General features: G+C 68.0%; 18 protein-coding genes and 1 pseudogene. 12 read left to right on the top strand and 7 right to left on the bottom strand.

The genetic code is table 11. The features are described 5' to 3' along the window. Window positions 1–67 precede the first annotated feature (67 nt). The 4 genes from OG373_RS09430 (at window position 68) to OG373_RS09415 (ending at window position 3,616) form a co-directional block, all read left to right on the top strand. Complete coding sequence (locus OG373_RS09430) at window positions 68–958, top strand: peptidoglycan DD-metalloendopeptidase family protein (protein ID WP_405437410.1); 891 nt, start codon at window positions 68–70, stop codon at window positions 956–958. Between the two features lie 72 nt (window positions 959–1,030). Next, a complete protein-coding gene (locus OG373_RS09425) occupies window positions 1,031–1,813 on the top strand; it encodes an FHA domain-containing protein (protein WP_405437409.1) in 783 nt (260 codons plus the stop codon). Then, window positions 1,810–3,168, top strand: coding sequence for a serine/threonine-protein kinase (locus tag OG373_RS09420; RefSeq protein ID WP_405444000.1), 1,359 nt, complete (start codon window positions 1,810–1,812; stop codon window positions 3,166–3,168). The genes OG373_RS09425 and OG373_RS09420 overlap by 4 nt, the downstream gene beginning before the upstream one ends. 160 nt (window positions 3,169–3,328) lie before the next feature. Beyond that, on the top strand, window positions 3,329–3,616 hold the full coding sequence (locus OG373_RS09415; protein WP_405437407.1) for a hypothetical protein: 288 nt from the start codon (window positions 3,329–3,331) through the stop codon (window positions 3,614–3,616). A gap of 210 nt (window positions 3,617–3,826) precedes the next feature. On the opposite strand, the gene OG373_RS09410 is transcribed toward OG373_RS09415, so the two are convergent. Both OG373_RS09410 and OG373_RS09405 read right to left on the bottom strand, forming a co-directional pair. Continuing rightward, a complete protein-coding gene (locus tag OG373_RS09410) occupies window positions 3,827–4,327 on the bottom strand; it encodes an NUDIX hydrolase (protein WP_405437405.1) in 501 nt (166 codons plus the stop codon). A 104-nt stretch (window positions 4,328–4,431) separates the two neighbouring features. Continuing rightward, window positions 4,432–5,112 carry an adenylate kinase gene (locus OG373_RS09405; RefSeq protein WP_405437402.1) on the bottom strand — a complete coding sequence of 227 codons (681 nt, stop codon included), beginning with the start codon at window positions 5,110–5,112 and terminating at the stop codon, window positions 4,432–4,434. A gap of 192 nt (window positions 5,113–5,304) precedes the next feature. Here OG373_RS09405 and OG373_RS09400 point away from each other — a divergent pair, with 192 nt between their 5' ends. After that, window positions 5,305–5,745 (top strand): tyrosine-type recombinase/integrase, encoded by a 441-nt coding sequence (locus OG373_RS09400; protein WP_405437400.1) that lies wholly within the window; start codon window positions 5,305–5,307, stop codon window positions 5,743–5,745. A 223-nt stretch (window positions 5,746–5,968) separates the two neighbouring features. On the opposite strand, the gene OG373_RS09395 is transcribed toward OG373_RS09400, so the two are convergent. The 5 genes and pseudogenes from OG373_RS09395 to OG373_RS09375 all read right to left on the bottom strand — a co-directional run bounded on the left by OG373_RS09395 (window position 5,969) and on the right by OG373_RS09375 (window position 9,839). Next, the gene (locus OG373_RS09395) at window positions 5,969–6,343 is read right to left on the bottom strand and encodes a hypothetical protein (protein WP_405437398.1); all 375 of its coding nucleotides are present in this window, start codon (window positions 6,341–6,343) and stop codon (window positions 5,969–5,971) included. A 177-nt stretch (window positions 6,344–6,520) separates the two neighbouring features. Then, entirely contained in the window at window positions 6,521–7,003 is a 483-nt protein-coding gene (locus tag OG373_RS09390; protein ID WP_405443999.1) for an SMI1/KNR4 family protein, read from the bottom strand. A 142-nt stretch (window positions 7,004–7,145) separates the two neighbouring features. Further along, a pseudogene (locus OG373_RS09385) lies at window positions 7,146–7,331 on the bottom strand (CorA family divalent cation transporter); the annotation flags it as partial. Window positions 7,332–7,644: 313 nt separating this feature from the next. Further along, complete coding sequence (locus tag OG373_RS09380) at window positions 7,645–9,171, bottom strand: TerD family protein (protein WP_405437396.1); 1,527 nt, start codon at window positions 9,169–9,171, stop codon at window positions 7,645–7,647. A 524-nt stretch (window positions 9,172–9,695) separates the two neighbouring features. Continuing rightward, window positions 9,696–9,839: a hypothetical protein gene (locus OG373_RS09375; protein WP_405437394.1), complete on the bottom strand. Its 144-nt coding sequence runs from the start codon at window positions 9,837–9,839 to the stop codon at window positions 9,696–9,698. Between the two features lie 600 nt (window positions 9,840–10,439). Between OG373_RS09375 and OG373_RS09370 the strand changes: the two genes are divergently transcribed. The 7 genes from OG373_RS09370 to OG373_RS09340 all read left to right on the top strand — a co-directional run bounded on the left by OG373_RS09370 (window position 10,440) and on the right by OG373_RS09340 (window position 21,130). Continuing rightward, window positions 10,440–13,862 carry an AAA domain-containing protein gene (locus OG373_RS09370; RefSeq protein ID WP_405437393.1) on the top strand — a complete coding sequence of 1,141 codons (3,423 nt, stop codon included), beginning with the start codon at window positions 10,440–10,442 and terminating at the stop codon, window positions 13,860–13,862. Continuing rightward, window positions 13,855–15,258, top strand: a complete 1,404-nt coding sequence (locus OG373_RS09365; RefSeq protein WP_405437391.1) for a phospholipase D-like domain-containing protein — start codon at window positions 13,855–13,857, stop codon at window positions 15,256–15,258. Before OG373_RS09370 ends, OG373_RS09365 begins: the two co-directional genes overlap by 8 nt. 478 nt (window positions 15,259–15,736) lie before the next feature. After that, the gene (locus OG373_RS09360) at window positions 15,737–16,570 is read left to right on the top strand and encodes a Crp/Fnr family transcriptional regulator (protein WP_405437390.1); all 834 of its coding nucleotides are present in this window, start codon (window positions 15,737–15,739) and stop codon (window positions 16,568–16,570) included. A 129-nt stretch (window positions 16,571–16,699) separates the two neighbouring features. Next, window positions 16,700–17,599 (top strand): hypothetical protein, encoded by a 900-nt coding sequence (locus OG373_RS09355; protein ID WP_405437388.1) that lies wholly within the window; start codon window positions 16,700–16,702, stop codon window positions 17,597–17,599. Then, window positions 17,596–19,671, top strand: a complete 2,076-nt coding sequence (locus OG373_RS09350; RefSeq protein ID WP_405437386.1) for a hypothetical protein — start codon at window positions 17,596–17,598, stop codon at window positions 19,669–19,671. The genes OG373_RS09355 and OG373_RS09350 overlap by 4 nt, the downstream gene beginning before the upstream one ends. After that, complete coding sequence (locus OG373_RS09345) at window positions 19,668–20,591, top strand: hypothetical protein (protein ID WP_405437385.1); 924 nt, start codon at window positions 19,668–19,670, stop codon at window positions 20,589–20,591. Before OG373_RS09350 ends, OG373_RS09345 begins: the two co-directional genes overlap by 4 nt. Window positions 20,592–20,653: 62 nt before the next feature. After that, window positions 20,654–21,130: a Pycsar system effector family protein gene (locus OG373_RS09340; RefSeq protein WP_405437383.1), complete on the top strand. Its 477-nt coding sequence runs from the start codon at window positions 20,654–20,656 to the stop codon at window positions 21,128–21,130. Window positions 21,131–21,136 lie beyond the last annotated feature (6 nt).

Raw genomic sequence — 21,136 nt, 5'->3', positions numbered from 1 at the left:
CCACCCCCGAACATGACGCCGGGACCGCCCGACCGGGCGCCGTCCACAGGGGCCGGGAGGGGAAGACGTGCTGCGGTATCTGAGCAGGCTGCGGACGGTGGTGCTGATGTGCGTGGCGGGACTGGTGCTGGCGGGAACGCCCGCGTCCGCCGCCACCACCGCTTTCGCCGGGGGGCGGGGGGAGACGGCGGCGGCCGCGGCGAAGCCGCTGTTCCAGCTGCCCTTCGCGTGCGGGACCACCTGGCAGCTGAACACCTGGGGCCACAATCCGGCGCTGGACATCGTGGTGGAGGGCAACACCGGATCCGACGGACTGACCGTCCTGCCGTCCGCCGCCGGCACGGTGGCCGCCACGTACTGGACCAACGGTTCGGGCAACACCATCCAGATCAACCACGGCAACGGCTGGTTCACGGCGTACTACCACCTGAAGGACGACCCGGCGACCTACGTCAAGAAGGGCGACCCCGTCCAGCCGTCCACCCGGATCGGCCGCATCGGCACCTCGGGCGCCTCCACCTGGTCCCACCTGCACTACGAGCAGCGCTACCTCGCCTCGGGCGACTTCACCGACGAGAGCCACCGCGTTCCGGCCCACTTCGACGGGGTCGAGTACTCGGGCGACGCGAAGGAATGGCCGAGCGTCACCAGCCGCAACTGCGCCGGCACGCCGCCCCCCGCTTGGCAGGACTGCCCGCCCGGCAACGTCTGCTTCTACTCGGGACCCGACGGCACCGGCACCGTCTGCCGCTCCGCCGGCGACGAGCCCCGCAGCACGTGCGGACTGCGCAGGTCCTTCTTCAACAACGGCACGACGCAGCCGGGATATGACCACGTGCAGGTGTACTTCAAGGAGGGCGGCAGCGCCTGTCTGCACCGAGGCTGGGACGAGGGACGCGGGAACCTTCCCGCGGGCGGCCGGACCATCGACCGCTTCCACTGGCGCGGCGAGTGCTGAGTCCCCGTTTGTTGCCTGAACGAGTCATTCCACTGGCTACCCTTCCCCTGCATCTCGGGGGAAGGAACCAGCGTGAACAGCATCATCGTGGTTCCGGGGCACACCATGTCCCCGGCCGAACAGATCCGCCTGGCACCGGGGCAGACCCTCCGGTTCGGCCGTGAGCCCGTCGGCAGCGCGCACAGCGCCTCCGGCGGCGGCCCGCCCGCCCTGTACCTCCCGCACGCGGGCGTCTCGCGCTCGGCGGGGCTGATCACCGCCACCGGCACGTACTGGTCGCTGAGCAACTTCTCCCGCTCGGCGACCTACGTGGTCGAGAACCCCGAGGGCGCCGGCGAGCACATCAAGATCGCCCCCGGCCGGCTGGACGCACCGGTCCCCTTCGAGTTCGCCCGGATCGTCCTGCCCGCCGGCTCCGAGCTGCTCACCCTGGACGTCTGGGCGCCGCGCCACGACTACGCCGACCGCGACGAGCCGGGCGAGCCCGGCGAGCACGACGGGGAGGCGACCGTACTCCCCTTCCCCCTCGACCGCTCCAGCCGCTACTTCCTGGTCCTCACCGCGCTCTGCGAGCCGCGGCTGCGCGGCGAACCGCACGCGCCCCTGCCCACCGTCGAGCAGGTCGTCGAACGGCTGAAGCCGTCATGGCCCGCGGCCAACCGGGCCACCGTGCAGTGGAACATCGACTACCTCGCGGTCAAGCTGCGCCTCAAGCCCGGCCCCGACACGGCCGATCCGGGACCGCGGCTGGTCGGCAAGAAGGAGACCCTGGTCTCCCTCGCCCTGCGCTTCGACCTCGTCCGCGAGCAGGACCTGGCGGCCCTCCCGGCCGCCCCGACCGGTACCGCCCGCTGACCGGACGAGCCGGAGCGCCCGGCGCCCTCACCGTCCCGCCCGGCTACCGGATCGGCCCCTGGGTCGTCGGGCACCTGCTGGGAGCCGGCGCCTTCGGCAGCGTGTACGCGGCCCGGCGCGCCGGGCCGGAGCGGGGGCTGCCCGACCGCGCCGCGCTGAAGTTCCTGCCGACCGGCACCCGTACCCCGCGCCAGCTGCGGCACCTCGGCGAACTCGCCGAGCGCGAGACCGAGGTGCTGCGCCGGGTGCGCACACCCCGGCTGATCCGGCTGTACGAGGTGCTCACGGTCGACGACCCCGGTCGGCCCGAACTCGACGGCGCCACCGTGCTCGTCCTGGAGGAGGCGGCCGGCTCCCTGGACGCCCTGCTGGCCGGCGGCGTGGTGCCGCAGGCCGGTCCGGCCCTCCTCGCCCAGGTCTGCGAGGGGCTCGACCAACTGCACGGGGCGGGCTGGGTGCACGGCGACCTCAAGCCGGGGAACGTCCTGCTGATGGCCGACGGCACGGCGCGGCTCGGCGACTTCAACATGGCGGCGGAACTGGAGGGCACCCACGCCTACTCACCGGCCTTCGCCACGCCCGACTACACCCCGCCCGACCAGTTCTGGGCCGAGGTCGGCGAACGCGGGACGAAGATCCGTCCGACGGCCGACATCTGGGCCTTCGGCGTGCTCGCGCACGTGGTGCTGACCGGCTCGCTGCCGCTGCCCGGCGGCACCTCCGCCGCCCGCCGGGACGCGGCCCTGCGCTACGCCAGGGGCGAGGAGGAGCTGCGCCTGTCGCCGGAACTGCCCCAGCACTGGCGGGACATCGTCCAGGACTGCCTGGCCCGCAGGCACGAGGACCGGGCCGCGCACACCGCGGCCTCGCTGCTGGGCCGGGTCCGGGCCGCCGCCGCCGGCCGGGCGCCCGCCCCGCGCGACTCCTTACCGAGGCGGCGGCGCCGGGCGCTGATCGCGGCCGGTACGGCGGCGCTCGCGGGCCTGGGAGCCGTATGGAGCTCGGGCCTGCTGCCGTTCGGGAACTCCGCCGGGGAGGCGGGGTACGAGCGGTGCCGGCGCGGGGCCGTCTGCTTCTTCTCGGAGGAGGACGGCCGGGGCGAGATGTGCTCCTGGGTCGACGGCGGCGCCGACTGGATCGGCGGCCCCACCCCCTGCCCCTGGTCGGCCCGCACACCGCCCCGCTCGGTCTTCAACAACGGGTTCGACCTCACCGAGGGCGCGAGCCAGGTCGACGTCCTCTACTACGGGCAGCCCGCCCGGCAGGAGCTCCTGGGCTGCGTGAAGGTGGGCACCAGGACCAACCTGAGCGGCACCTTCCGCCTGCGCTCCCACGCCTGGGTCCCGCACTGCTGACACCAAGCGTCCGGGAGCGGTTGCTGTCACCCGCCCTCCCTTCCGCGCGCCAGGGCCGGCCGGAAGACTCCTCACCGGCAACAGCCCTCCCGGGACCGTCGGAAGAGAGCCCCGCCATGCCCCGCACACCCGCCACCCTCACCCGGGACTGACCGGGGTCGTGCACCTCGTCATGACGCTGCTGTCCCTGTCGGCCCCCACCGACCAGCCCGCCCGGCTCCTCGACCGCAACCTCGTCACCGACGTCATACGGGCCACCGCGTCCCCCGCCGACCGCCTCGAGCACGTGTACGCCCGCTCGGCGGAAGGCCGCCTGGACATCGCACTGTTCCTCCTCGCCACCGACCCGCAGCATGCATCCTCGACCGCCGCCGGAATCATCACGAGAGCCCTCACGCGTTCCCCCACCCTGGCCGGCTGGACCACACCCCCCCGCACCCCACCCTGAACGGAGCCACCCCACGCAGCAGGAGAACAACCGAGCCGGCCCCGTCCAGGCCGTCTCTTTCGGATCTTGCCGGGCCCGCGACGTCCGGCACCGCACCTCGCTGCGTTGTCGGGCCCGCCCCGGTACGTCCAGTACAAGGACGATCCTCCGCCTTGCGATGCACGGCTCCGGACGCCGCGGGCTCGGCCGACAAGATCCGAAAGAGACGGCCTAGGGCAGGCCATGGCCCCGCGCGAGATACAGGTCGAACGCCTCCTGCCCGTCCGGAATGAAGCGCCACTGCCGCACGGCCTCGCGCAGTTCCGCCTCCGTCAGCCAGCCGTACCAGGCAACCTCTTCCGGGTCGGGCGTCACCTCGCCCGTGATCACGGCCTCATGCACGCCGAGCCAGTACGGGCTGATCGCCCCTCGGCACAGGAACTTGAACAAGAAGCGCACGGGCACGTGGATGCCCAGCTCCTCGGCCAACTCCCTGCCCGCGGCCTGCTCATAGGACTCGCCCACTTCCACAGCCCCGCCGAACATCACCTCGTGGTGGCCGGGAAACCGGGACAGGTTCTCAGGCCGCCGATAGACCAATACCCGCCCCTGCGGATCACGGCAGACGGTCGTCGCGATGCGGTGCAGCCATCCTCGACGGATGGCCTCACCGCGGTCCACCACCGCCACCACCTGGTCCTGATCATCCACGCGTTCGACCGGTTCATCCACGGCGCCCACGATCGCACAACTCCCCGGCTCGGCCAGCGCGGTGCGCCAGGTCGACCTCATGCCGACGCTTCGGGGGCAGCGACCCGCACCTTCTCGGCGGTAGGTCAATTGCTCGAAGTGCCCGAGGCATCGACCGCGCGCTGGCCGATTGCGGCCAGCGCGCGGTCCAGGACCTCCTGGACCCGGCCGAGGGCCGAGACGGTGGTTACCAGCCCCTGGGCCCGGTAGTGGTCGAGGACCAGTGCCGTCTCGCTGGCATAGACCTCCAGCCGCTTACGAACGGTGGCTTCGCGGTCGTCATCCCGTTGGTACAGCTCACCGCCGCAGACGGCGCAGGTTCCTGCCACTTCAGGCGGGTTGTGATCGACGTGGAAGATGTGTTCGCGGTCCTGACGGCACAACCGTCGTCCGGCGATGCGTCTGATCACCTCTGCGTCGGGAATCTCCAGGTTGAGCACGGCGTCCAGTCTCGACCCCGTGTCGGCCAGGATGCGGTCCAGCGCCTCCGCCTGGGCAGGATTGCGGGGAAAGCCGTCCAGCAGGAATCCGCGTTCGGTGTCCGGGCGGGCAAGGCACTCTTCGACCACCCCGATCGTGACCTCGTCCGGTACCAGACGGCCGGCGCGTATGTGCTTGTCGGCGTTCTGCCCGAGCTCGCTGCCCTGCGCGATGTGCTCGCGGAACAGATCACCGGTGGAGATGTGCTGGATCGACAGGTGGGCGGCGAGGCGCACTGCCTGCGTGCCCTTGCCGGCTCCGGGCGGCCCGATCAGGAGGAGGCGCATTGATGAGGTGTCCCTTCGTCATGCGTGGCCAGGGTCGATCACGGAATCTGGAGTACCTCCGGAGAGGATGACGCCATCGCGTTCCGCTCATCCTTACCCTCCGTGCGGCGTGCGGCGGCTGGGGAGCATCTACGCCTTTACTTCGCCCTACCCAAGGGTGGCAAGACGCGCATCGTCGACATGCCCCGGTCGGTGGCCACGGAACTGGCCGCGTACTTCCTCGACCATCCGGCGGTCGACGTCGAGCTCCCCTGGGGCGGACCGGAGCCCGACCGGGAGAAGCAGGGCTTTCCGCTCGTCCTCACGACGACGTACGGCAACGCCATCCGCGCCAACATCTTCAACGACGAGGCCTGGAAGCCGGCCCTCGCCGCGGCCGGAGTCATCCCCGTACGGGAGAAGGGCGAGCGGTGGAAGGCTTCGCGCAAGGACGGCTTCCACGTGCTCCGGCACACTTACGCCTCGGTCCTCCTCGAAGCGGGCGAGTCCATCGTCACGCTCGCCCGGTGGCTCGGTCACTCAAGCCCGACCATCACCCTCGACCACTACGCCCACTTGGTGCCGGAGGCCGGCGGCAAGGGTCGCGCCGCCATCGATGCGCTGCTCGGCACGGTGCCCGAGTACGCACCCTAGGCCTTGGTCTCCTCTCACGGCCGCATCTGAGATCCCGTACCGACAGCGGTCGCCTGCGCCCGGGAATGTTCCAGCCCAGCCGTCACCTCCGCCTGGTCCGGGCCGTCCTCAGTCGCCAGGAGTTCCCCGGCCGTAGTCATGGCCGCCCAGAACTCGGGAGGTGAGCCCCGCCCGTCCCGGAACCGGGTTTTCGCGAAGAACAGGAAGATCTGTGAGTTCCCCGCTACGAAACCACGCGAGAAGGCCGCCGGGATAGCCCCCCGCGGGCGCCGGCGGCGGTCCCCAACAGGTCACGGATCCGTTCGCCGTGAGCGTCCAGCACCCGGTCCACGACGAACACGTGTCCAAAGGCTAGAACCGAGGCGACGAGGTCCTCCTCACCCACCACGAACTCCTCGAAGAGGGGCCGAGCCTCGCAGATTCGGGCTTCGGCGTCCGTTCGGGGCACTCCCAGGGCCAGACACACAGCCAGCGCGGAGGCGCCCCAGTCGCCGGTACGCGCGGCCAGTTCGGCGAAGACCTCCTCATCGTCCCGTCCGGTGGCCAGCATTTCGAGGGCCTCCAGGACCAGCTCGTCCTCGCCTTCCCCATGATTCATGGCCAGAGGCTACAGCGGTGCTCGAACGCGACAGAGGGGCGTGGTGACCTGAGTGAGCGGCTCGCATCCCCCTGCCGTGGGGACCGCGCCGAAGCGGCGAGTTCGGCGGTGATCACTCGCGTCCGGTCGAGGTTTGTCCAGTGATTCCGGCCGGTCGTGCAGGTGACGACGCTGGGTTCAGTGGCAGAGCTCCATGATGGTGTCGTCGAAGTCGGGGAACTCCTGGGCCGCCAGCTCGATCACGGCTGCCGCCGACCGGCGCTGGTGCGGTGCGAATCCTTCGGCGATGGCTGCCAACTCCGGATTGGGGCGCGCCTTCCAGTCGGGCTCGTACGAGGTGGCGGCTTCCCAGGGGCCGAAGCCGTCGGCCAGGAGCCACAGGAAGTCGCCCAGGTCGCGGGCGACGACTCCGGTCTCTCCCTCGGACCCGAGGAAGACTACGGGCTGCTCGGCCAGCAGTCGGCCGGGGCGGATGAGCCAGAATGCCGCGTACCCGCCGGTGCCGTCCTGTCCGAACACGCGGAAGTCGCTGCCGTCCAGTTCGCTGTTCCCGGTCCATGCCTGGAACCAGTCGGTGGTCTCGGCAGCGGACAGGAAGGCCGGGAAGGGCTCGAAGTCGACCCCGGTCTTCCCGTCGGCGTAGTCGAATCGAACGGCCATCGCAGTGGCCAGCGCGGCGGGGAACTGTCGGTCATCGGTGGGCTTCACGGAGACAGGCTAGACAGGGGGTCGGACATCGCCTCCCACGGGCAAGGTTGTTGGACGACTGCCGGTGTGTAGTCGTCGGGCGCTGCTGTGTGGTCTACAGCCAGTCGCGCTTCTTGAAGATGACGTACAGGCTCACGCAGATGACCGCCATCAGCAGGATTGCGAAGGGGTAGCCCGCTGCCCAGTGCAGCTCCGGCATGGTCTCGAAGTTCATGCCGTAGATGGTTCCCACGAGTGTGGGGGCGAAGAGGATGGCTGCCCAGGCGGAGATCTTCTTGAAGTCGTCACCCTCACACCGCTGACCTGCGGAAATCGCCTGGAGGTGTCCTCTGATCTGCGGCGATCCGCCTTTCTGGCTCTTTCGCCGCATTGTCTATTTGTGCGGCCGATCCTCCCCAGCCGCTCCCCAACGGGGCTTTATTCTCCCCAGATTCTCCCCAGCAGAGGGCGCTCCGAAGGCCATTCACCGCTGGTCAGCGGGGCGACATGGGCCGCGGGGAGCGCCACGGAGCGTTCATGTACGGCGTCTGCTGTGCGGCTAGGGGGTGAAGTCGCGGACGGCTTCCACCGTTGGCGAGCATCGACACGATGGGCTATCCCACGTCAACTCCGTGCGCTCTTGCCAAGCCATCGAGTCCGTCGGCCCAACCTTGTCCGACTGCTCGGAGCTTCCACACCGAGCGGTGCTCGGCGGACCTGTGCCGGTACAGCTCCGCGACGACCATGGCGCGGATGGCCGGGTCGGCGGGTGGCTGGAAGGTCCAGGAGGTAGTGGCGCATCCCATGGACAGTTCTGCATGGGTGAGGGAACCGCATGTCAGTCCCGTGTCGACGTCCATGTTGATCGCGATCGTCATGCGCTGGACGTGTTCCGGCAGGGCTGCGAGGTGGATGGCGGCGCGCTCGACGTAGTGGGTGCCATCGTTCTGCTTGCCCAGGAGACGCGCGGCCCCCTGGGCGGCGGACGGCTGGTTGTAGAAGACGAAGTCCTCGTCGGAGGAGACCCGGCTCTGTGCGTCGGTGAGGAAGAGCGTGAGGTCGGCGTCAGCGCCGGCGAAGCTGAACGCGACGGTCAGCCCTTCCCATGCCTCGTCGGGCAGTGTGAGGTTCTGCCCCGGCGTGAGCGCCGTCGGGGCAGCGAGCACGGGCTGGCCCATGGCGGGTGGCTGGGCCGCCGACGGGGTCTGGGTCGTCCACTCGGCGAACGTGTGGATCCGGTAGTGGTCCGGGGCTGGCGCATCGTGAGTGGAGGGGACGTTGGCGAGGAGGTTGACATCCAGGCCGGCGAGCGTGGCGTCGACGGTGCCGGCGTCGTCCTGGGCATGGTCGAGCAGGCTTTGCAGGCCGGGCAGTCGACTGGTGTCCAGCGGTTTGATGGTGCTCGCAAGATTTCCGGAGGCGGTCGTGCCGACGGCGCAGGCGATGTCCTGGCCAATGTCGAGGAACCGCAGCGCGTCCTCCGGCTGCCGCCAGGGGACCGACTCGATTGCCTGGCGGGTCCACCGGCCGTACGCCACGAACCCCAGCCGCTGGGTGTCCGGCATGCGCGTGATCACCGCGAGGTCGATCGCGGTGATCCCAGGCGCGACGGCGAAGCCCTCCTTGAGGGTGGATACGACGTTGGACCCCATGGCCGTGAGCCACCACAGGACCCGGTCCCGCTTGGTCAGCGTCTTCAGCGTGGGGCGCCCGCTCGAGGTGACTCCAGGAGTCTGGTCGGGCAGTGAGTCGATGTCGTGCTGCCGCATCACCACGGACATCACGGAGCCGTCGACCCCGACAGCACAGCCGGCGGCGGGGTTGTCGGAGAAGGCGTAGTTGACCGTCTCGCACACGGTCGCCTCGTCGTTCGCGACGAGGGCCTGCCACCACTGCTGCGCCTCGGCGTTCAGCTCCCCGTGGACGCCGTACAACCGCGCCTGCTCGGCAGCCAGGTACACCGGAGCATCGTGCTCGGCCCGCAGCTTCGCCTCCGCGCGCTCGGCGCGGGCGAACACGCCGAGCCCCGCCAGGTGGAACGCCTTGGCCTCGGCCAGAGCCCAGGGCAGCCCGAGCTGCGGGGGCCCGGCTATCACCGGCGGGTGCACGGGCAAGAAGGACTGCAGGTGCACGCTGGTCATCTGCTGCCGCAGCTCCCGCAAGTGCGCGATGGCAGCATCCCGTTCAGCCTCCTGCTGGGCCCGCTCGGCCTGCCGCCGCACCCGTTCGAGCTGCGCGCTCGAAGGCCCGGCCGTCCGCGGACGCGAGCCGGAGCGGGTCGCCCGACTCGTACTGGTTCCGCGGCGCCCGCCGCCCAGCGCGGTAGAGGCATAGAGGGGCCCCATCCCCGAAGAGAGCGTCGTCCGGCCGCCACCCACGCTCACGCGTGCCATCCGCGGCCCGACGGACGTCCGTACGCCCCTGGTCGAGACACGCACGCTCAGTCCGGGCACACCGACGCGGAAACCGAATCCCATGGAGCCTCCCCTTGCTGCTGCGAGGAGTCTGCCACCACCCGGGCGCCACTGCGTCAGGATCATCGCATTTCGCCGATTATAGGGAGGGGTCACTCTCAGGAAGAGATCATCCCGTCAGTTCGAGATGACTTGACAACTGTTGCTTGCTCGATCCGGTCACCCTGTTCCGCCGTGCTGGACCGAACGGCTCAGCCGAGTGCCTTTGCCAGAGCGAGTCCGGTTTCGCGAGCGGTCAGATAGGGGCGAACATCGTGGGCATGCGCGCCGTTGTTGACTGTCTGGTCCTGAATACGGGTTCCGAATGACGCTGCGAGCTGTTTGATCAGAGCCACGGCATCTCCGTGATCGGCGATGCTGACCCAAGACGAGCTTGTCCTCCTGCGAGTCCGAGCAGAGGAGGTAGTGCCGGTCCCGTTCCGCCACGGAGCCGTGGCCCGCGAAGTACACGACTACGACGTCGTCGGCCGTCAGATCGGCATCGGACGACCAATGGGTCAGTTTCCGCCTGTGCTCGGGCGCCGCCCGCGTGCGCTACGGGCTCCCAGGTGATGGTCCTTTTGCCCTCGTCGGCGTTGACATCGACGTTGATCAGTCGGGGTACATGGTTGGGGCGGATGCGGCGGTGGATTTGGTGGAAGTGGTCCCGGGGTGACCTCGTCGGTTGCGTACGCCTCGGTCTGGTGCAGCACGCCCGAGTCGTAGCCGGTGGCGTGAGCGCCTCGGACAGTCTCGAAGGCTCGGGTGGCGGCGCGCAGGGGGAGGGAGCGAACACCCAGCAGCCGATCCATCAACACCGGCCGCTGTCAGCGCCACCGCCTCAGCGGTTGGCGGGAATGAATTGGTGGCAACAGGCACGCCCGAAGCTAAGCGGTGGCAGGATGCATATTCGGGCTGGGGCGCACCATCTGAAGGTGCTGAGCAAGGAGTAGTGCGTGGGGGAACGGACAATCAACGAGCGCTTTCTGCTGCTCCCAGAGGATCCGCGCCCCGGCGGCCTGTCCGAGGTACGCAAGGCGGTGGACCTCAACAGGTCTTCGGGTGACTACGCGGCGGTCAAGCTACTCAAGCAGAGGGATGACGAGGTGATCCAGGTCTTCCTCGAGCGCGAGACCAAATCACTCAAGTCGCTTCAGCACCCACACATCGTGCGCATGCTTGACTCGGGCTTCGACGCGGAGCTTGGCCGCTATTTCATCGCCTTGGAGTGGGTGGAGCACAGCCTCAAGGACGAGATGGCACAGGGGCGCCCGATCGGTTGGCAGGCCTTCTTTGCGCGGATCGGCAGGCCCCTTGTCGCCGCCCTGTCGCACGCGCATGCACACGAGATCGAGCATCGTGATCTGAAACCCGGAAACGTGCTGCTCACGGAGGACGGCACACCGAAGCTAGCCGACTTCGGCATCGCGAAGATCCGCTCGAAGGCGGTCGAGCCGACGGACGAGACCGTGGCGGAGTTCCGCTCCAGCCTGTACTCGCCACCTGAGCAGGAAGACACGATCCCCTACGTGCGGGATGTCTACAGCTACGGGGTGCTGGCCCTCCAGGTCCTGTCCGGCGGCAAGGCCCGCGACTACGCGGACCTGTCCGAGGTGCTGGCCGACCTCGACTTGGACGGTGACGTGCGTACGGTTCTGCAGTCCTGCGTCGACTTCGACCCCAAGAAGCGCCCTGCGAACGCCGCCGTGCTTGAGCAACGGCTACTCGACGCCGAGCAGGCGCAGGACAACCGTCACGCGCGCCGTACCAATGCGGGCTGGCTCAAGCTGACCCGGAAGGCCGCTGAGGCGCTTTGCGCGGTTTCCCCGGGCGCCGAGATCCCCTGGGACCGAGCCAAGCAGATCGTGCTGGACGACCTGTCCCGGATCGTCCATGTGGACTACGGATACATTCCGAAGACCGGCGAGAGCGACAGGACCACCCTGAGAATCTTCGGGCGTTCCTGGTTCCTGCGTCTCGTCCAGGACGAGACCTACAGCGAGCGCAGCGTCATCGTCTCCGCGGATGCCCGATCCGAGGAATGGATGTCCAAGCGGCGGGAACGGTCACTGCAACTAGGTCCAGTGCTGACCTGGACCTTCGATGACCCTGGCGAGGATCCTGCATACGATGGCCTGACTCTCCTGCTCGACAGCCTGGATAACCACCTGGCCGCGCGGGAGGAAGCCGCCAAGGCGCGGGAGGACCACCAGCTGGGCGACCTTTTTGAAGGCTGGCGCCGCCTCCTCGATGCCCGCGAGGAACTGGCGGCCGGCGGGCGGCAGAACCTCGACTATGAACGGGTCACCGGCAACGGCCGCACCCGCGTCTTCCACCTGGCACTGCCCACCGAAGCCAACCTGGTGGGGGAGGAATGGTCGGTTGCGGACTACCCCTACAGTCGCCCGGTCGAGCGTGGCGAGGTTACCGCCCAGACCGACGACACCCTGACGGTTCGCTTCAACCGCCCCAGCGCGATCCTGCCCCGGCACGGGGTGTTGCTGCCCTTCTTGGGCCCCAGTCAGACTGCGCTGAACCGCCAGCGTGATGCCCTGTCCAGTGTCGCCGCCGGACAGACCGCCAACCGCACGCTGCGTCAGATCATCGACAACCCCAGCGACATCACTGTGCGCGAGCCAGCGGAGATCACCACCTGGTTCCGCAACGACCTGGATAAGAGCAAGCGCGCGGTTGTTGCCCACGCCTTGGGTAGCCAGGACCTGCTCCTGGTCGAAGGGCCACCGGGCACTGGGAAGACCACCGTCATCGCCGAGATCGTCGAACAGACCCTCAAGCGCAACGCCCACGCCCGTATCCTCATCGTCAGTCAGACTCACATCGCCATCGACAACGCCCTGCTGCGTCTTCAGCAGGCCGGCATCAACGGGATTGTGCGCCTGGGCAAGCCCGACGACCCGAAGGTCGCAGCCACTGTGCAGCCTCTCCTGCTCGACAAGCAGGTCAAACGCTGGACCCAGCAAGTCCGTACTCGTGCCGAGCGCTACCTTGAGACGATCGCCGCCGACAAGGGGTTCGAAGGGCGCCATCTGAAGGCAGCCCTTCTCCTAGAAGAGCTTGCCGTGCTTGCCGCCACCCTCGAGCACGTGGCCCGCAGGCTTAGCGACCTCACCAGCCAGCCGGCCCCTGAACGCACCACGTCTGCTCGGGAACTCGGTGAGGAGGCCGTCACTCTCCGGGACCGGCGCGAGCACCTCCTCCAGCAGCGCACTGAGCTTTACACCCAGGCCCAGCGCATGCTTACGGGCGAACTGACCCTGCGTGAGGACCTCACACCCGCCGACGCACGCGACGCCGTCGAGGCGCTGCTCGGCAGTGGAGGAGTGGGACGCGATCTGATGAGGCTGCTGAGTCTGCAAGGCGAATGGCTGCAGCGCATCGGTACGGACCAGAACCTGATCACCACATTCCTGCGCACTCAGCAGGTCGTCGGCGGCACCGCACTGGGCTTCCTGGGTCACCCTGCGGCTCGGGACATCGAGTTCGACCTATGCATCTTTGATGAGGCAAGCAAGGCCACCGCGACCGAAGCCCTTGTTCCGCTCGCGCGCGCCCACCGATGGGTGCTGGTTGGCGACACCAAACAACTCCCGCCGGTAGATGAAGATTTGCTGCGCGAACAGAAGATCATGGCGGACCACCAGCTGATCCCCGAGCTGGTCACGACGACCCTGTTCGACTACCTGGTTCGTCGTACCGAGCCGCCGGTCAGGCACCTCCTGCGGGAGCAGTATCGGATGACCCCAGCTATCGGCAAAATGATCTCGACCTGTTTCTACAACGAGGAGTTGCTCTCCCTCAACGACCATGTGCTGCCCGGATACGACGTGATCGGCAAACCCGTTCTCTGGCTCGACACCACTAAACGGCCCGACCGGCGCGAGTCCGACCGCACGTCCACCGAGACGAGCATCTCCAACCGCATAGAAGCCCAGCTCGCCGTCCGTCGGCTCGAGGTAATCGACCAAGCCATCGACAAGAACGTCATCAAGCCGCCTGACGGACGTACCCTCGACGTGCTGGTCATCGCCCCGTACGGACGCCAGGTCGAAGAACTATCTCGCCGCCTGGCCTCAGTCAAGCTTAAGCACCTCGACTACGAAGTCTTGTCCGTCGACGCGGTCCAGGGCCGCGAATGCGACCTCGCCGTTTTCTGCGTTACACGCAGCAACGACCGCTCCCAATTCGGATTCTTGGGCGAGCCCTACTGGCGGCGCATCAACGTCGCGCTCTCCCGCGCGCGCTTCGGCCTCACCGTCATTGGCGACGCTGCATTCTGCCGTAGCAAGCCTGGAGCCCTGCGCGACGTCCTGGAATACCTGCACGACCACCCCGAGGAGTGCGAGATCCGCGATGCCTGACTTTAGCGCCGACAGCCTCCTCGCCGTCCGGTACCACCAGGCCCGACCCGGCCTCGAGCTCGTCGCCATCGTTGATGCCGGCCTGCCCGTCACTCTGCTGACCGCAGACGTCCTCGCCCAGGAACGCAAGGACTTGCCCCTCCTCGACGAGTTCCTACTCCGCCTGGTAAACAATGGTGTCAGCAGCGAGAAGGCCATTACCGGCCTGCTGGGACTGCCCGAACGCATGGTCACCCAGACCCTCGCCCAGCACTTCTCCCAGGATTACCTCGCCTACGGTCGCCCCACCCCCGGAACAGAATCCGCAGTCAGACCCCTGCTACTGACCCGGCGCGGCGAGCAAGCCGCCCGTGACCACGCGGCGATCACCCCCACACGTGTCAACCAGCCCATCGTCTACGACCAGCTGCTGCGCAAGGCCCGCCCATACGAACGCAACATCCTTCGTCCCCGCGGCCAGGCCGAAGAAGAAGGCGTGCTCCTTCTCCCCGCCGCCCACGACGGCCCGATCGAGACGGGTGACATCTCCGCCGACGACATCAACACCCTTCTGCGTGAGAGCGGGAACACTCGGCGCGACGTCCTGCTCATCAAGAACCTCACCCAGGACAAGGCACGACGGGTGATGCCGGCCAAGATCCTCGTCTACGCAGACGCCGACCGCACCGACATCCAGATCGGCATCGTGGTCGACGGAGAACTGAGCCACCCCCACGAACTCGCCCTCATCGCTCAAGGCGGTGCAAAGGCTCTCGGCATCACCGTCGAGCCAGCTCCCGAACGTCCGGTCCTGGAACCGGAACTGGAACAGGCCCGTACTACCCTGCCCGACACTACCCAGCACCGCTCCGAACAGGCAGCCGCTCACCTCGCAGCACCAGGGCTCATTCCGCGGCCGCCGGACTCTGCCGAACAAGCGGCCCCTGCTCACGAAATCCGGGCGATCGGTGTCTTTGAGCACCCCGACCTCCTCGATCAGGCGCTCACCCAGGCTCGGAACCGGCTACTCATCATCTCCCCGTGGATCAAAAAGGCGATCATTACCACCGAGTTCCTCAGCAAACTCGAGACCCGCCTGCAGCGCGGCGTCACCGTCCACATCGCGTACGGCTACGAAGACAACGACAGCAAGTCCGACCCGCTCGCCATCCGACGCCTGGAGAACCTCGCTGGCCGCTATAAGGGAAAGTTCGTCTTCAGCCGTCTCAAAAGCACCCACGCCAAGGTCCTCGTCTTCGACGACACATGGGTCACCACTAGCTTCAACTGGCTCTCTTTCAAGGGCGATCGCGACCGAACCTATCGTATGGAGGAGGGCACCCTGGTTCACGACAAACAGGTCACCGATCCCCACTACAGCCGCTATCTCGAACTGATCGAGCAACAGCGTAAGTAGCCCAGCGGGCGGCAGCGCCACCGTCCACAACCTGCCACGACCAGACCGTGCATTCCAAGAAGGGCAGCTCCGGCGCACTGATCCAGGCGAACCTCATCTGAAGCATTTTTTGCTGCTGACCAGCCGCATCGGAGCGCCACCGTTGCCGAGGTCGAGAATCCGATCGGCGAAGCCCAATGCGTGCAGGGCACGCCGCAAGGCGAGCTCCGGCGTAGTGTCTCGGCTGCGCTGGGCCACCATCACCCTCCACGCATTGGCGTCTCGCGGTGCCGGCACGCCAATGCGACTCCGTTGGATCCCCACCTCCAGACAACTACTGAGCGATCGATCCGATCACCAGTCGTCGTCCGGCGCCACAGGTGGTCCGTCATGAAGAGACTTGCCTGGCCGCCGTGACGGCAGTGTGGTGCGTGGCTTGGGCGGGGCCGATTTGGCGCACGGCCGAAGCTCCCCTCTCAAGAAGCACGGTGGGTCGCCGATGGGTTACGACGAGCCCTTTTCGGCCTTTATCAAGAGCACGCGCCGACGCTACTGGCCGAGCAGCGAGCTGGGTGGGACCGCCACGATCGCTTTCGGTCAACGTCACCTGATCGTCGATGCCGCCCGCAACATCGGCGTACAACTCGTGGGTCCGATGTGCACCGGTGTGGGCGTGATGGGAAGGCGACGCGTGCTGTCCGATGAAGTCTGGCGTGACCTGCGCAGTCAAGGCGTAACCAGGATGTACTCCGAGCGTAGCGTGATGCTGCGGCAGGGATCCCCGGGGACGCACCTCCTCGCTCTCACGTCCGGGTTGGCCAAGGTGGTTTGCCGGGAACCGAATGGCGCCAGGACGTGGCTCGCGTTTCGAGGGCCGGGGGACCTCCTCGGAGAAGTCTCGGTCTTCAACGGGACCTCGCGGACGGCGGACGTCGTTGCCCTGACACCTTGCGCTGCAGTCGTTCTGGACGCTCAGCGCTTCGTCCAGTTCGTCGAGGAGCGCGGACTGGTCATGCATCTGATGCGCCAGGCACTCGCCAGGATGCGGGAGTCCGACATCCACCGAGCCGAACTGCAGACCTTGCCCTTAGTCGTGCGACTGGCGCGCACGCTGCTGAGGCTGGCCGTGCTCACTGATCAGATGCCCGGGAGCAGTCCCGTCCGGCTGACGGGGCTGAACCAGGAAGAGGTCGCGCAGGCGATCGGCGTGACACGCAATGCGGTCATCAGCGGGTTGGGGCAGCTGCGGGCCGTCGGGCTGGTCGAAACGGCGCGGAGGGTGATCGTCATCAGGGACGTGGAAGCCCTGCAGCGCTGGGCGGCGGCCGACTGAGGACGGCAGCCTGTGACTCGGGACACACCCCGTGCGCCCAGCACTGTGCACTCGGTGGAGCGGTGCGGATGGAACCTCGAAGCAGCCCGAATACGGCTACTTACCGGACCATCCGTGAGGAGACCTCGCATGTCTGTACCCGTGCCTGTCCCGTATGCCGAAAGCCGGCCGCTCCCGCCCTACCGCGCCCTGTTCGCCGTGGACGCGAAGGACTTCACCGGACTGCCGGCCGCTCAGCACGGACCGGTCAGCCAGCTCATTCCCCAGTTGGTGGACCAGGCCCTGGAGCGGGCCGGCCTGCACCAGCTGCGCGATGCCCAGCGTTTTCCCGCCAATACGGGAGACGGCGTCGTCTTCGGGTTCGATCCGGTGCACCTGCCCTTCGTGCTCTGGCCGTTCCTGGGCGTTCTGGACGACGTGCTCGGTTCGTACAACCGGCAGGCTGTCGGTCCGCGGATCAGGCTCCGGGCCAGCATCCACGTCGGCCCGCTGCCCGACGGTGGCGAGCCAGGTGACGGCAACGGCACGGCCCGCAACGACATGCACCGGCTCCTGGATTCGCGTCCGGTCAAGGCCATCCTCGCCGCGGCGAGCGAGGAGGTGACCCACCTCGCCGCAATCGTCTCGGAGCGGGTCTACGAAGACGTCGTGTTGGGCGCCTACACGGGGCTCCACCCCGACCGGTGTGTCGAAGTGTCGGCCACCGTCGAAGGCAAGAACTTCTCGCAGCGGGCCTGGCTGTACGTTCCTTCGCCATCCGGGAACCTCGTGCGGGCGGGCATCCGGCCGCGTGAGGAACCCGTAGCTGCGGTGCCGACAGAGCCCGCCGTGGCACCGGACAAGGGTTCCGGAACGGAGTACCGCGGAAACTCCCAGCACGTCGGGGAAGGAGCCGCAGTGATGGGCAACGTCGGTCGTGACTTCACCTATACCGCGCCCGCGACCACGTACCGCGGTACCAACCAGCACTGGGGCAGCGGAGACAACGTTGCGGGTGACAAGCGGACCGGTGACGGGGACAACCGATGAACGCCGCAGCTGCACCGGCCGCCGAGCCAGACGACCAGCCGGACGCCGATCAGCCCGATCCGTCGGTTGGGCCGGGGACCGGACAACAGAGCTCCCTCCGGCAGGGCCACCAACGGGTGGACAGCGGAGTTGCGTTGATGGGGAACGTGGGAGGCGACTTCAACTTCCTGCACATCGCGGCGTCGAACGACGAAGCCATCGAGGGAATCCTCAAACCGCGCCTGCGCGAGGGGCCTTATCCGGCGGAAGAGGTGCGCGACCGGCTGCACGGATTCGTCGAACCGCCGTCGTACGTACGCTGCCGGAAGGCGTTGGACAGCCGGATCGTGCTGCTCAGGGCGAGGGCCGGAACGGGCGCCGGCACGGCGGCGTTCGCCCTTCTTGCTGAAAGGCACGGCGAGGACGGTGTCACGGGCCTGGATGCGATGGCGGATCTGTCGGCATGGCGGCCGAAGGCCAGCCGCGGGTACCTCCTACAGGGGTTGCCGGCGGCTTCGGCACGGGCGCTCGACGAAGTGCGGCTGACGGGCCTGGCCGAGGCTTTGCACGGCGCCGGGGCTCACCTGGTCGTCACCATGGCGCAGGATGCCCGGTTGCCGCCAGACGCCAGCCGGTGGGAGGAGGCACATGCCGCACCCGGACCGCACGAGGTCGCAGAGAGGCGACTACGGCTCGTGGCTGCCAAAGGGGGGCTCGATAGCCCGCAACTCGACGCCGCACTGGAGCACCTGGCCTCCCCCGAGTCCACTGACTACCTCTCGACTCATCCACTGCCCGGTGACGCCGTCGACCTGGCGGAGGGGTTGCGGCAGTCCGCGGAGACGTCGGCACCGATCGGGTCCGTGCTCGAGGAACTCCTGACCGGCACCGAGGCCGCCGCGCGGTCCGCGCTCGCTCAGGCTCGGCACAGTGCCGACAAGGTCTCCTTGATGGCGGCCGTCGCTCTGCTCCCGGGACAGGACCGCACGGTGATCGAGCAGTTCGCTACCGCGATGCGGCCATTGCTCGGTGCACGTGCTGCCAAGACGGGGCAGAGCCAGGCCCCGGACGATCAGTTGCCGGATGTCCTCGGCCCCTCGTTCGAAGACCGGCTCGAAGCCATCGGTGCACGCCCGGAGACACCACGTAGTTCTCCCGCGGACCGGTTTCGATACCCGGTGCAGCCGATCGTCTTCTCGGGCAGGCACCGCTCGGCGACACTTCTTCGCCACCTTTGGCTGGACTTCGAAGGCATGCCGGCGGCGCTATGGGGAGCTCTGGAGCAGCTGAACTATCAGCCGGGCCTCGATCTGGCAGCTGGAAAGGCGATCGGCCGGGTGCTCGCGCATGCCACCGGCCCCGGCGTGCTGACTCAGTTGGACCGATTCGCTTCCTCGGAGGACCGCTGGCGCCGACGGCTGGTCGCGGTCGCGTTGGGAGAGCTCGTCCAATACCCCTTGGTTTCCGGTGTGGTCAAGGAGCAGATGCGTCGGTGGAGCAGCCGGTCATCCGTAGTTCTCCGCTGCACGGTCGCCGAGACCTGCGGGGGCAGCTACGGTCTCGCCCGGCCGGCCGCGGCCCTCAAACTCCTGGACAACGTCCTCAGTGGCTCCTCTCCCGAGTTGGACGCGAAACTGCGTTCCGCCGTCTCCTTCGCGCTGGGCGCCCTCCTCACCGAGCAGGCGAACCACATCGAGGTCCTGGCGGCGGTGACGAGGTGGCTGGCAGACGGCCGGGGAACACCACGTCACACGCTGGCGGTGCACGTGATCCACTCCATGTCCCTCTCGACGTTCCCTCAGCCGGGTACACCGGGTGCGGTCCGGATGGGCCTGGCCCGCGTTCTGGAGTGCCATCCGGCTCAGGGTTTTGCCCTCGTCGTGCTGGGTCTTGACGACCCGGCCACGTACGAAGCGGTGGCCCAAGGGCTTGGGCGGATCGAAGCCGACCCCGACATGTTCCAGAGGACGGCCTTCGACCTCGTGGTAAGCGAGCTCTCCCGTACCGCTCGCCATCGTCGAGGAGTCATCCGCTTCTTACTGGGGCGCCACCGAGATCACACGAACACATCGCGAAGGAGGAGTGCGTCATGAGCAGGCCACTGTTTACGTCGGTCAGTTCTTCACCGGTTCGACAGCTGCTGCGGCAACGGTTCGGATCGTCTTCGGATCGCGCGCTCGTCTTCCTCTCGGATCAGGAAGCGGACCGCCTCGAGCCACCCCGGGGCGGAGACATCTGGGGATACCCCCGACCGTCGATCGGGGCGGCCTTCCGACGGGAGTTCGACTCGATCGGGTGGGTCTCGCTGGCAGAACGCCGGACCGTGGTGGAGGTGCCACGCCGGGGTACTGCGACATCAACGCCTTCGCGAGCACGCTACGAAGTCGCCTGGAACGTCAGCAATCCGGTGGTCGCGGCACGCAGCGGCCTGACGGAGGACGCCGCGCGCCGGCTGATCGACCAGGCCATCCTTGGAAGTGCCGGACTGCCGGGTGCTTCTGATCCCCTTCGACAGCCGCCGACGCTGTACGGGACCGCTCAGGTCGAGCCCCCCGGTCAGCCGCGGAACATCGACGGGGCGGGCCTGACCTACTGGTTCCTGGACCCTCCAGCCGGCCTCCTCCCGGCTTCAAGCCATGCTGCCGAGCTCCTCCTTCCGCCGGGCTTCGGCGAGGCCCACCGCGAGGCGTACCGGTTCTACCGCGAGGTGGTGGCTGGCGGGCCGGTCGGTCTGGCGGCGCTCTGGCTGCTTCACCATCCCGACCAGGCCAGGGAGGTGCTCGACTGGACGGTCGCACACGGTGACCTGCTCACCGAGCGGGACGGATGGGAGCGGACGCTGGCGGCAACGCTTCAGGGACTGACGAAGGAGGACCGGGGCTTCGTCGGGGTGAACTTGGCGCGCCTCCTCAGCGAAGTCGGCGTACCCCAGGGTGATGAGGTCTTGCGCAGGATAGGTGACGCGGGCGTACCGCACAGCGGCATGAACGGCTTCCACGGAGGGGCGCCGTGATGTGGGCTCTACCGTCTCGCCTCGCCCATTTGAGAACCCGGCCCGAACGCCATTCCTCGGACGTGGACCACGTGGTGGTTCTGTCGCGAGAACTCATCGCGCAGAACTATCTGGAGATCGGCCGGGCTGACGGCAAGGCAGCCATTCTTCTGGCTACTGGGGGAACACTCTTCGGGCTCCTTCTCGTACGGCGTCCCCTCGATGTCTTGTGGGCCGTCCCTTTGTGGTGGACGGCAGCGGCCACCACGACCGGGGCGTTGGTCTTCCTGCTCCTGGCTCTCGCCCCGCGCCGTGGGGCGAGAGCCAGCGAGAGGCACGGCCTCCTCGCGTACTACGAAGACGTGGTGCGTGCAGAGACGCGCGCCGACTTGTCGGCTGGGCTCAGGCGGGACGGTTCAGATCCACAGCCCCGGCTACTCCGTGCGCTGAGGGAGACCAGCAGGATCGCCCGAGCCAAGAACCGCTGCGTGCGGTACGCCATTGTCATGTTGCTACCGGCGATCACCGCGGCCTTCCTGGCCGTTGCGCTCGGACGCTGACCAGCC

The organism is Streptomyces avidinii (assembly GCF_045161815.1).
GTDB lineage: Bacteria > Actinomycetota > Actinomycetes > Streptomycetales > Streptomycetaceae > Streptomyces > Streptomyces avidinii.
The sequence above is the reverse complement of the archived record's forward strand: the minus strand, read 5'-3'. Positions and strand labels throughout refer to the sequence as shown.

Excerpts from the sequence above, each read along its gene's own strand:
- OG373_RS09405 (WP_405437402.1), bottom strand. The coding sequence starts at position 5,112 with ATGCGCCTCCTCCTGATCGGGCCGCCCGGAGCCGGCAAGGGCACGCAG.
- OG373_RS09395 (WP_405437398.1), bottom strand. The coding sequence starts at position 6,343 with ATGAATCATGGGGAAGGCGAGGACGAGCTGGTCCTGGAGGCCCTCGAA.
- OG373_RS09390 (WP_405443999.1), bottom strand. The coding sequence starts at position 7,003 with ATGGCCGTTCGATTCGACTACGCCGACGGGAAGACCGGGGTCGACTTC.
- OG373_RS09380 (WP_405437396.1), bottom strand. The coding sequence starts at position 9,171 with ATGACCAGCGTGCACCTGCAGTCCTTCTTGCCCGTGCACCCGCCGGTG.
- OG373_RS09365 (WP_405437391.1), top strand. The coding sequence starts at position 13,855 with ATGCCTGACTTTAGCGCCGACAGCCTCCTCGCCGTCCGGTACCACCAG.
- OG373_RS09360 (WP_405437390.1), top strand. The coding sequence starts at position 15,737 with ATGGGTTACGACGAGCCCTTTTCGGCCTTTATCAAGAGCACGCGCCGA.
- OG373_RS09355 (WP_405437388.1), top strand. The coding sequence starts at position 16,700 with ATGTCTGTACCCGTGCCTGTCCCGTATGCCGAAAGCCGGCCGCTCCCG.
- OG373_RS09350 (WP_405437386.1), top strand. The coding sequence starts at position 17,596 with ATGAACGCCGCAGCTGCACCGGCCGCCGAGCCAGACGACCAGCCGGAC.
- OG373_RS09345 (WP_405437385.1), top strand. The coding sequence starts at position 19,668 with ATGAGCAGGCCACTGTTTACGTCGGTCAGTTCTTCACCGGTTCGACAG.